We start from the raw sequence: 10287 nt of genomic DNA, 5'->3' as shown, positions 1-10287 counted from the left end.
AGCGGACCCGCACGTTGTATCTCGTGGATCGGGCCCTTACCCTCGATGCCGAAACCGCCGACGCACGTACGCTCGTGGACGGCCTCCTGGCCCTGGTCGGCGACGACATGCAGGCCCAGCGTTGTTCCCTCATGCTGCGTTCGCCGGAACCAGATTACCTCTACCTTGCGGCCGCACGGGGGATTGCGCCGAACGTGGTCGAGGGGATGCGCATCCGAATCGGCGAGGGGGTGGCCGGACGCGTTGCTGCGGCGCGGGAACCCTTGCTGGTACAGGACGTTCGTGAGGCGGCACAGCATCCGTTGCTTCGCGACCAGTACTTCACCACCGGCAGCTTCATCAGCTTTCCCTTGCTGTATCACGGCGAGCTGGTGGGCGTCCTCAACCTGACCAACCGCGCCCAGCGTGGCGTCTACACCGACGAAGATGTGGAGCGCGTGCGTTTGCTGGGCTTGGTGATCTCGCTCATTGCGTCCCGCAATGACCTCCCGAGGCGGTTACTGGAGACGCTGAATGTCAGCTGATGCCTTGGTGACAGCGATCCGGCGCCTCGCCATGCATGCGTCTCTCGATGCCGAGACGCTCCGCAGCGCCTTCGGTGTGATCATGCGCGGCGAGGGGACCGCCGCGCAGGTGGCCGCCGTGTTGATGGCGCTGCGCGTGAAGGGGGAAACGGCGGACGAAGTCGCGGGAGTGGTGCAGGCGCTGCGCGATGCGATGGTCGTGCTTCCGGCCGAGAACGCCCGGGACCTCGTGGATACCTGTGGTACCGGTGGTGGCGCGCTCACGACATTCAACATCTCGACGGCGGCCGCGCTCGTCGCGGCGGGCATGGGCGTACGGGTGGCCAAGCACGGCAATCGCTCGTTCACGTCGCGGAGCGGAAGTGCCGATGTGCTGGAGGCGCTCGGGGTGGTGGTGGACACGACGCCGCGGGCAATGGCCGACACGCTGCAGGCGGCGGGTATCGTGTTCATGTTCGCCCCACTGATGCACCCGGCCCTCCGTCACGTCGGCCCGGTTCGTCGCGAGCTGGCCGTACCCACGGTCATGAATATCGTGGGCCCGCTGGCCAACCCGGCACGCGCCGGACGTCAGGTGGTGGGGGTCGCGGAACGGGGGCGCCTCGAGCTGCTGGCCGAGAGCCTTTGCGCGCTGGGTGCGACCCGGGCCATGGTCGTCCACGGGGCGCCCGGGCTGGATGAAATCTCGCCGCTGGGTATCACCGAGGTGCGCGAGGTGCGCGGGGGGACGCTGACCGAGTGGGCCATCGACCCGGCCGCACACGGCATCGGCGCGATCGCCTCGGAAGACCTCGCCGGCGGTGATCCGGGCGAAAATGCGCGCGTGATCGAGGCCGTGCTGGATGGCCGAGGGCCGGTCGGTGCGCGCGCCGCTGTGCTCCTCAACGCCGCGGCCGCGCTGTATGTGAGCCGTGAGGACATCCCATACGCGGACGCCGTGCGCCAAACGTCTGCAGCGCTTGACGCTGGCGCCGGCGCACGTGCCCTCCAGACACTGCGCCACGCATCGCAAGCCGCCGCCGCGCGCTGGCCCAAGCACGCGTAATCTGTCGCACCAACGACCATCGGCACTGAGGGCCCGCCGACGCGCAGGGCCCCTCAGTAGCGCCGCAGTACCCCCACGACGATGCCCTGAATACGCACATCGTCTTCATGGACGAACATCGGCTGCATCGTTTCGTTCGCCGGCTGCAGACGAATGCGCCCATCACGCTCGCGATAGTACCGCTTCACGGTCGCCCCGGACCCGTCGAGCAGCGCAATGACCATCTCGCCGTTGTCGGCCGCCTGCTTGTCGTTGATCACCACGAAGTCGCCGTCGCGGATGTGCTCCTCGATCATCGAGTCGCCCTTCACCCGCAAGACGTAGTGACTACCGTTCTTGCGCAGGAACCCGTCGGGTACCGACATGGTCTCGCCGGTGTGCATCGCTTCCAATGGCGCACCGGCTGCCACCGTACCGAGCAACGGCAGCTCCACCGATCGCTGGAAGATCTCCGACGGCAGAATCTCGATCGCACGGCTCTCGTTGTACGAGCGCTTGATGTAGCCCTTGCGTTCGAGGTTCGTGAGATGCTCATGCACGGTCGCGAGCGAGTTATAGTTGAAGCGCGACGCGATCTCCTCGAAGCTCGGCGCGTAGCCGTTGACTTCGTTGTAGTCCGATAGAAACGACAGAATCTCTTTCTGTCGCTTGGTGAGCGGCATGGTGGCTCCACGGAAGAGGGGAATGGTCGCGCCCCGAAAACAGGCCGAATCCAAGCACACGCCACGCTAACCGAAGACGCCCCGAAGTGCAAGCATTTTTTTCGTCGAACGTCTGGACGTTTCCCACCGGCACCCTCGGCGCCCTCACGCGCGAGGCCCACGACCGCGCGGCCCACTCCGCCGGGACGCTCGCCGAGCTCCGGGCTCGGTGCGGCGACCTTCCGCCGGCCCTGCCGTTCGCGACCGCCCTGCGGGGCGCGCACATCCGAGTCGTCGCGGAGGTGAAACGTGCCTCGCCCTCGAAGGGCGACATCGCACCGGGGCTCGACGCGGTGGCGCAGGCGCAGGCGTACGAGCGGGGCGGCGCCAGCGCTGTCTCGGTCCTCACCGAGCCCACCCGATTCGGCGGGTCCCTCGTGGATCTGGAGCGCGTCGCGGCCGCGGTGGGCATTCCAGCCATTCGTAAGGACTTTCTGGTGCACCCCGTGCAGTTGTGGGAAGCACGCGCGGCGGGTGCCTCCGCGGCACTGCTGATTGTCCGCTCCCTCGCGCCGGATGACCTGGCACGCCTCATGGATGTTGCCGCCGAGGCCGGACTCGCCACGCTGGTCGAGATCCGCGATCTCGGAGAGCTCGATCGCGCGCTCGCCGCGAACGCCACGGTCATCGGGGTGAATAATCGGAATCTCGAAACGTTGGTGATTGACCCGGCGACGGCCCCCGGACTGATCCCGCTTATCCCTGCGACCTGTGTGGCGGTGGCCGAGAGCGGCATGCGCCGGCCCGCCGATGTCGTCCCCGCCGCAGCGGCCGGGGCAGATGCCATTCTGGTGGGGAGTGCGATCTCGGCCGCCATAGACCCCGCCAACGACGTGCGCGCCCTCGCCGCGCTGCCGCGCCGCGCCGCTCCCAGGGACGCCGTGGCGGCACGCGCATGCCTCTCGTAAAGATTTGCGGGCTGACGCGGCCCGACGACGCGGCGCACGCTGAGCAGTCGGGCGCCGCCTTTGTTGGCGTCATCCTCGCTGGCGGGCCGCGCCTCCTCTCGACCGAGCAGGCCCGACAGGTGCTTGGGCCCCCGCGGCCCGGGGTGCGGCGTGTAGCCGTCTTCGGCGATCAACCCGCCCACGAAGTGGTCACCGTTGCGCGAGCGCTCGCCCTCGACGTCATTCAGCTCCATGGGGACCGCACGCCTGAAGAGGCGGCGTACATCGGATCAGTTAGCGGCCGCGACGTGTGGCCGGTGCTGCGGATCGCGGGGACGGAGCTGCCGCCCAACACCGAGGCGTTGGCCGCAGTGCACCGGACGCTGGTGCTCGACGCCCATGTGGTCGGTGAGCTTGGCGGAACCGGTGTCACGCTCGATTGGGACGGGTTGACGGAGCAGATCCGCCTGCTGCGGGAACGGGTCCCGGGGCTGACGCTCGTGCTGGCCGGTGGGTTGCGCCCGGAGAATGTGGGCGACGCGATACGGTTGCTTTCGCCAGTGGTCGTCGACGTATCTTCCGGAGTGGAGAACGCGCCCGGTGTGAAGGATCCGGTGCGCGTGCAACTGTTCGTGCAGGCGGTGCGGGACGCCGCGGAGAAGTCGCGATGACGATGGTCGGGAGTGCGGAAGTCGCCATGTCGGACCGGTTCGGTCCGTTCGGTGGTCGCTATGTGCCGGAGACACTCATCCCGGCGCTCGATGCGCTGGAAGCCGCCTTCGAAACGGCGCGTCATGATGCCGCCTTCCAGGCGGAGCTCGACGGGTTGCTCCATGAGTACGTGGGACGGCCGACGCAGCTCACCTTCGCCCCACGGCTCAGCGCCCGCGTCGGAGCGCCGGTGTGGATGAAGCGCGAAGATCTCAATCACACGGGTGCCCACAAGATCAACAACACGGTCGGGCAGGCCCTCCTTGCGCGGCGCATGGGCAAGACGCGGATCATCGCGGAAACCGGTGCGGGGCAGCACGGCGTGGCGACGGCGACCATCTGCGCGCGGTTCGGCCTCGAGTGCGTGGTGTACATGGGTGAGGAGGATATGCAGCGCCAGGCGCTGAACGTCTTCCGCATGCGCCTGATGGGGGCAACGGTCGTCCCGGTCACCTCCGGAACGCGCACGCTCAAGGATGCCACCACCGAGGCGATCCGCGACTGGGTCACGAACGTCAATGACAGCCACTACATCATCGGCTCCGTGGTCGGCCCGGCCCCGTATCCGCGCATGGTGCGGGAGTTCCAATCGGTCATCGGCAAAGAAGCGCGCGCGCAGATGCTCGCCAAGACCGGTCGTCTGCCCAAGACGGTGGTCGCGTGCGTCGGCGGTGGGTCGAACGCCATGGGGATCTTTGCCGGCTTCGTGGACGATGCCGGCGTCGAACTCGTGGGCGTGGAGGCCGCCGGTGAGGGGCTCGATACCGATCGGCACAGCGCCTCGATCACCAGAGGCACGCCGGGCGTCCTCCATGGGTCGCTGTCTTATCTGCTGCAGGATGCCGCCGGACAGGTGCATCCAGCCCACTCCATTTCGGCGGGCCTCGATTATCCGGGGGTAGGCCCCGAGCACGCGTGGCTGCACGATAGCGGTCGCGCCGAGTACGTTGCGGTCACCGATACCGAAGCGTTACGTGGCGTGGCCCTGCTCAGTCGTTTGGAGGGGATTATTCCGGCGCTCGAGACAGCCCACGCCGTGGTGTGGATGGAGCGCGAGGCCGGGCGGTGGTCCGAACAGGACCCCGTGCTGCTGTGCGTGAGCGGCCGGGGAGACAAGGACGTGGGAACGATCAGCCAGCACACGCTACCAGAGGTATGACGGTCACGGTACACGAAGCGGACATTTCGCCACAGGCGATTTCAGCCGTCGAGGAGGCGCTGCGCGCCTTCGCGAAGGCGCTTCGTGCCGTGCAGTTGTACCTCCCCAACAACCCCACCCGCGCCCAGAGTATCGAACAGGCCAGACAGGCGTTCACGCGCGTGTGGCCGCTGCTTTCGCCGCTCGACATTCAGGTGCGCGAAGCCTCGTTTACGGTCGAGGAGCAGCTCGTATATCAGGACGTCGATCGAGGGACGGAATCGCTGCCGTGGCTGCTGTATCGCGACGGCGTACGCTCGTTGACGTTCCTGCCGGGGTTCGAGGCGGCCGATCTTGAGGCGGTGCTCCGCTTGCTGCACAAGGCGCGCACGGCGACGACCGACGACGACGATCTCATCACGATGTTGTGGGTGGCAGATCTCACACATGTCGCCTACCGCTATGTCGAGAGTGCGGGGGCCAACGATTTCGTCGTGTCCGCTGGGGATCGCGCGGGGGTCGCAGTGCAGCAGCCTGGCGAGCTTCCGCTGGCTGTTCCACCGGCGGAGACGCAGGCCCCCGGCGATGGCCCGCCGGGACTCGTGCGTGCGGAGGATTTCGACTCCACCCTGTACTTCCTCGACCCGCGCGAGGCCGCGTACCTACAGGAAGAACTGAAGCGCGAGTACACCGAAGACCAACGACGGCTGGTATTGGCGAGCCTGTTCGACATTGTCGAGCTGCAGCCGAGTGCGGACGCGCAGCGTGAGGCCCTTGGTGTCCTCGACCAACTCGTGCTCGAGTTCCTCACGCTGGGCGAATACGAGCTCGTGGCGTTCACCCTGCGGGAAGCCGCGATCACCGCGAAGCGCGAACACGTCTCACCTGACGTGCAGGCTGGGCTTCGCCAACTGCCAGCGCGGCTCAGCGAGTCGGCCGTCGTGGCGCAGCTGTTGCACGCGCTCGACGAGAGCGCGCGAACGCCGGTCGCGTCGCTCCTCGAGGGGCTGTTCGCGGAATTGCGTCCCTCGGCGCTCGAGCCGCTGGTGTCGTGGCTCGGCGCGGCGGCATCCTCTCCGGCGCGCGCCGCGATCGAACGTGCCTCGCTGCGGTTGGCGGGTGCCAACACCGCGGAGTTGGCCAAACTCCTCGAAAGTCCCCGCGAGTTCGTTGTGCGTGGGGCACTGCGTCTGGTGGCGCAGCTGGCCACGCCGGCCGCTGTGCCTGGACTCGCGCGGTTGTTGCGCGGCCCGGATGTCAGGTTGCGTGCGGAGGCGGTCGCGGCGTTGTCGGAAATCGGCTCCCCGTCTGCGCTGCAGTCGCTCGAGCGTGCCCTCGAGGATACCGACCGCGAGGTGCGCGTGGCCGCGTATCGGGCGATCGGCGCGCGCCGGCACACCGGCGCACTGCCGCGGCTGCAGGATGCCATTCGCCGCAAGGAGACGCGCGGCGCCGACTTGGGTGAGAAGATGGCCCTGTTCGAGGCGTTCGGCGGGATGTGCGGGGATGCTGGCGTTGCCGAGCTTGATGGCATCCTCAATGCCCGCGGCCTTCTCGGAGCCAAGGAGACGCCCGAAGTCCGCGCCTGCGCGGCACGCGCACTGGGGCTCATCGGCACGAAGGCGGCAGTCGCCGTCCTCCAGAAGTCGGCCGATACAAAGGACGTCGTGGTGCGCAGCGCGGTCGCGCGTGCCATGCGCGGTGGCGCATGAGCGTGACGCGGGCAGACAGCGCGGGAACTAGCGCGGCACATAGCACGGACGGCCGCGAGGGCAACGTGTCCGAGGGCGGCGGTCAGAAGGCCGCCCGTGCCCTCGTGGTCGCGTTGAATAGTGCCATCCGCGCCGTACGTCTGTACCCGGTGGAAAACGCGGCCGTCCAGAAGGCGATCGGCGAGTTGGGGAACAGTGCGGAACGGGTACTGGACGCCGAAGGACAGTGCGCCGTGCGCCGGGCGGGGGATTATCTGTTCGTCAACGGGACACGCCTCCGCCTCACGTTCGACAACTACGCAGCTGTCGCCTCACTCCTGGCCATGTTCCGTGAGGCGGGTATCGGCGGCATCGGCCTCTTCGAACGGCCGCAGCCGCGTGCCTGGGTGGTGTTGCTCTCCTTCTTGCAATCACCCCCGGTCGAGTATCCGGAAGAAGAGCGGCTGGCCCAGTTCGCGGCGCGACTCGAGGCGGCGAACGTGCCCGATTTCGAGCTGTTTCCGGAGGCAGGGGATCCCGACGCAGTGGAAGAGGATCTCGATGCGAAGGAACGGGCACGGCAGACGTACGTGCGCTCCCTCGACGTCACCCGCGAAGTCATCACCTCGGCGCGGATCGGACGCAGTCCTGGCCTCAAGCGCGTCAAGCGGGCGGTACAGGGGATCGTCGACGCCATCCTGACGGATTCGGCGTCGGTGATTGGGCTCACCACCCTACGCGACTTCGACGAGTACACCTTCGTCCACAGCGTCAATGTCTGCATCCTGTCGGTCGCGCTGGGACGTCGGCTCGGCCTGAACAAGCTCCAACTGCTTGATCTCGGACTGGCGGCGCTCCTCCACGACATCGGCAAATCGCGGGTGCCACTGGAGGTCCTCAACAAGCGCGGCGAGCTCGAGGCACCGGATCGCTTGCTGCTGCAGACGCATACCTGGCAGGGCGTGCTGGCGCTCTTTGCGCTCCCGAGCGGAGGGGGGCACCCGTGGCGCTCCATGACCGCCGCCTACGAGCACCACATGCGCACAGACCTCTCGGGCTATCCGAAGGTCTCACGGGCGCGAAAGCTCTCGCTGTTCAGCAAGATCATTTCCGTAGCAGACGGGTTCGACGCGGCCACAACCACGCGCGTGTATCGAGACTCGCCATGGACCCCGGCCGACGTGCTGCGTGGGATGCGGGACAATCCCCGCCTCGGGCTCGATCCCGTGGTGGTGAAGGCATTCATCAATCTCACCGGCATTTATCCGGTGGGCACCGTGGTGGTGCTCGACACGTTCGAACTGGCGATCGTGCTGGCCGCGAACGCGGATGCCACGGCGCTTTCGCGCCCGCTCGTGCGTATTCTCACCGATGATCGCGGCAATCTGCGCGATGATCCCACGCCGGTGGACCTTACGATGCGGACGCCGGAGGGTCAGTTTGCACGCACGATCATCCGGACCGACGACCCGCAACGGTATGGCATCAACATCGGTGATTACTTCGCCTGACGTGACGACTTCGACCGCTTCCCGTCTTGCTGCCCGTTTTGCGGCGCTACGCGCCGAGGGGCGCAAGGCGCTCGTCTGCTATGTCACGGCCGGTCATCCCGACCCGGCGGCGAGTATCGCGTTGCTCCGCGGTCTCGCCGGTGCCGGTGCCGACGTCATCGAGGTCGGCGTGCCGTTCTCCGATCCATTGGCTGATGGCCCTGTCATTCAGCAGAGTTCGCAGGTCGCGCTCGACCACGGAATCACCTATGCCCGGACGCTCGATCTCGTGCGGGAGGCGGCGCTCGACGTCCCGGTTGTGCTTTTCAGTTATCTCAACCCGATCATCGCCGCTGGCAACGACGCACTCCAGCGCGCTCGCGAAGTCGGCGTCGATGGGGTGCTCGTAACCGACCTCCCCGTCGGAGCCGACCCGGTGCGTGAGTCGTGGTTCGGTGCCAGTGGGCTCGATTTCGTGCGGCTCGTCGCGCCGACCACGCCTTTGCCGCGGATGGAAGAGATCGGTCGTCACGGTGGCGGGTTCGTCTATTTGATCAGCCGACTCGGAGTCACGGGTGAACGGGCATCCCTTCCGGATGATCTGCCCCAGACGGTGGCGCGCCTTCGGGCCGCGACGGCCTTGCCGCTGTGCATCGGGTTCGGTATCTCCACGCCCGAGCAGGCGCGCGTGGCGGCCGATCTCGGCGACGGAGTGGTCGTTGGCAGCGCCATTGTCCGAGCCGCCGGCCGTAGCGTCGACGAAGCGGTGGCACTCGTCGCGGCAATGCGGGCGGCGCTCGACGCGCGCTGACGGAGCATGGCGGTGAGTGGTCTCCCTGAGTGGGCGGTCGTCAGCGACAAGCGCCGAGCCCATATCGAACGCGTCGTGGCGCTGCTTGCGCATTGGGGGGAAGCCATGCCCCTCGACGCGAGGGAACGCGCGGCCTGGATCGATGCGGGGTGGTGGCATGATGCGCTCCGCGACGCTGACGAAATCACCCTCCGATCGCTCACGGGCGACCGCGAACGACCGTTCGGCATGCTGCACGGTCCGGCGGCGGCGTTGCGTCTGGAAGCCGCGGGAGAAACGCGTGGCGACGTCCTCGATGCGATCCGATGGCACACCATCGGCTCGGCCGCGTGGACGCGAACAGGGCGCGCGCTCTACATGGCCGACTTTCTCGAGCCAGGTCGCCAATTCATGCAAGCCGATCGTGCCTTTCTCGCCGACCGTGTACCAGAGGCGTTCGACGCGGTGTTCCGCCAGGTCGTGCGCCTCCGTCTCGAGTGGACCATTCGTGAGGGGAAGAGCCTCGCGTTGGAAACAGTGGCCCTCTGGAACGCGGTACGATGACATGATCTTGCATGATGCACGGAGCGTCGCATGACCGTCGGTCTTCCGACACTGCCGTCCCCGGAGCGGCGCGACAAGAGCGCGCGGTCCTGGACAGCCCTCGCGCTGATCACACTCGTGGGCGTCGGTGCGCTGGCCGCATGGTGGCAGGCTGGCACGCGCGAAGAGCGCGCGGTGCAGGCGGCACAGCGTCCGACGGTGGCGGCGTTGGACGACACCACGGCACGGCCGCCGCAGGGAGTGCGCATTCGTGTTCGCGTACTCAACACCAGTGGGGCATCAGGGCTGGCGCGGCGCGCCACCCAGCATCTGCGCGAATACGGATTCGACGTCGTGGACTTCTCGTCGGGGCGGTCGGACCCCAGTGCCGTTACGCGCATTCATGTGCACACGGGGCATGACGATTGGGCTACGCGGGTGCGGAAGGCACTCGGCGTCGGCGCGATCAGCGTCGACGCCGATACGTCACGCTACGTTGACCTCACCGTGTTCGTGGGGCGCGACTGGCGCCCGCCGGCCGAGTCGTTCCGTCCGTAGCTGACCGCAGGCCGCGGCGATGTCGAGGCCCCGGCTGCGTCGTACCGCCGTTTCCACGCCACGCGAACGCAGCGCCTTGGCAAATGCGGTGATCACCGGCGCGGGAGTCGGCGAGAAGCCCATGGCACCACCAGGATGCAGCGGAATGAGGTTCACGAACGCCCGACACTCGCGAGCGAGCTGAGCGAGTTGCGCGGCATGTTCGGGCT

The 10287-nt window shown here is 67.5% G+C and carries 11 protein-coding genes; 10 read left to right on the top strand and 1 reads right to left on the bottom strand.

The genetic code is table 11. The annotated features are described in order from the left end of the window. Positions 1 to 524: GAF domain-containing protein (locus ACIQ6O_RS07935; protein WP_396207242.1), on the top strand; the 524-nt coding region annotated here is incomplete at its 5' end. After that, positions 514 to 1569 (top strand): anthranilate phosphoribosyltransferase, encoded by a 1056-nt coding sequence (gene trpD, locus ACIQ6O_RS07930; RefSeq protein WP_396207241.1) that lies wholly within the window; start codon positions 514 to 516, stop codon positions 1567 to 1569. The genes ACIQ6O_RS07935 and trpD, both read left to right, overlap by 11 nt. Positions 1570 to 1622: 53 nt before the next feature. Here the strand turns inward: trpD and lexA are convergent, their stop codons facing one another. After that, complete coding sequence (lexA, locus tag ACIQ6O_RS07925; RefSeq protein ID WP_396207240.1) at positions 1623 to 2231, bottom strand: transcriptional repressor LexA; 609 nt, start codon at positions 2229 to 2231, stop codon at positions 1623 to 1625. A gap of 86 nt (positions 2232 to 2317) precedes the next feature. On the opposite strand from lexA, the gene ACIQ6O_RS07920 reads away from it, so the two are divergent. The 8 genes from ACIQ6O_RS07920 to ACIQ6O_RS07885 all read left to right on the top strand — a co-directional run bounded on the left by ACIQ6O_RS07920 (position 2318) and on the right by ACIQ6O_RS07885 (position 10078). Next, positions 2318 to 3178, top strand: a complete 861-nt coding sequence (locus ACIQ6O_RS07920; RefSeq protein WP_396207239.1) for an indole-3-glycerol phosphate synthase TrpC — start codon at positions 2318 to 2320, stop codon at positions 3176 to 3178. Further along, on the top strand, positions 3166 to 3828 hold the full coding sequence (locus tag ACIQ6O_RS07915; protein ID WP_396207238.1) for a phosphoribosylanthranilate isomerase: 663 nt from the start codon (positions 3166 to 3168) through the stop codon (positions 3826 to 3828). Before ACIQ6O_RS07920 ends, ACIQ6O_RS07915 begins: the two co-directional genes overlap by 13 nt. Beyond that, complete coding sequence (gene trpB / locus ACIQ6O_RS07910; protein WP_396207237.1) at positions 3825 to 5027, top strand: tryptophan synthase subunit beta; 1203 nt, start codon at positions 3825 to 3827, stop codon at positions 5025 to 5027. Before ACIQ6O_RS07915 ends, trpB begins: the two co-directional genes overlap by 4 nt. Continuing rightward, the gene (locus ACIQ6O_RS07905; protein WP_396207236.1) at positions 5024 to 6718 is read left to right on the top strand and encodes a HEAT repeat domain-containing protein; all 1695 of its coding nucleotides are present in this window, start codon (positions 5024 to 5026) and stop codon (positions 6716 to 6718) included. The genes trpB and ACIQ6O_RS07905 overlap by 4 nt, the downstream gene beginning before the upstream one ends. Positions 6719 to 6783: 65 nt before the next feature. Beyond that, the gene (locus tag ACIQ6O_RS07900) at positions 6784 to 8208 is read left to right on the top strand and encodes an HD-GYP domain-containing protein (RefSeq protein WP_396207235.1); all 1425 of its coding nucleotides are present in this window, start codon (positions 6784 to 6786) and stop codon (positions 8206 to 8208) included. 1 nt (position 8209) lies between these two features. Beyond that, positions 8210 to 8998, top strand: a complete 789-nt coding sequence (gene trpA / locus ACIQ6O_RS07895) for a tryptophan synthase subunit alpha (RefSeq protein WP_396207234.1) — start codon at positions 8210 to 8212, stop codon at positions 8996 to 8998. Positions 8999 to 9010: 12 nt separating this feature from the next. After that, entirely contained in the window at positions 9011 to 9541 is a 531-nt protein-coding gene (locus ACIQ6O_RS07890) for a hypothetical protein (RefSeq protein ID WP_396207233.1), read from the top strand. Between the two features lie 30 nt (positions 9542 to 9571). Next, positions 9572 to 10078 (top strand): LytR C-terminal domain-containing protein, encoded by a 507-nt coding sequence (locus tag ACIQ6O_RS07885; protein ID WP_396207232.1) that lies wholly within the window; start codon positions 9572 to 9574, stop codon positions 10076 to 10078. Positions 10079 to 10287 lie beyond the last annotated feature (209 nt).

The sequence above is a fragment of the Gemmatimonas sp. genome, assembly GCF_044345575.1.
Lineage (GTDB): Bacteria > Gemmatimonadota > Gemmatimonadetes > Gemmatimonadales > Gemmatimonadaceae > Gemmatimonas.
Note: the sequence above shows the minus strand (reverse complement) of the source record. Positions and strands in the feature narration are given on the sequence as shown.

Excerpts from the sequence above, each read along its gene's own strand:
- trpD (WP_396207241.1), top strand. The coding sequence starts at position 514 with ATGTCAGCTGATGCCTTGGTGACAGCGATCCGGCGCCTCGCCATGCAT.
- lexA (WP_396207240.1), bottom strand. The coding sequence starts at position 2,231 with ATGCCGCTCACCAAGCGACAGAAAGAGATTCTGTCGTTTCTATCGGAC.
- ACIQ6O_RS07915 (WP_396207238.1), top strand. The coding sequence starts at position 3,166 with ATGCCTCTCGTAAAGATTTGCGGGCTGACGCGGCCCGACGACGCGGCG.
- trpB (WP_396207237.1), top strand. The coding sequence starts at position 3,825 with ATGACGATGGTCGGGAGTGCGGAAGTCGCCATGTCGGACCGGTTCGGT.
- ACIQ6O_RS07905 (WP_396207236.1), top strand. The coding sequence starts at position 5,024 with ATGACGGTCACGGTACACGAAGCGGACATTTCGCCACAGGCGATTTCA.
- ACIQ6O_RS07885 (WP_396207232.1), top strand. The coding sequence starts at position 9,572 with ATGACCGTCGGTCTTCCGACACTGCCGTCCCCGGAGCGGCGCGACAAG.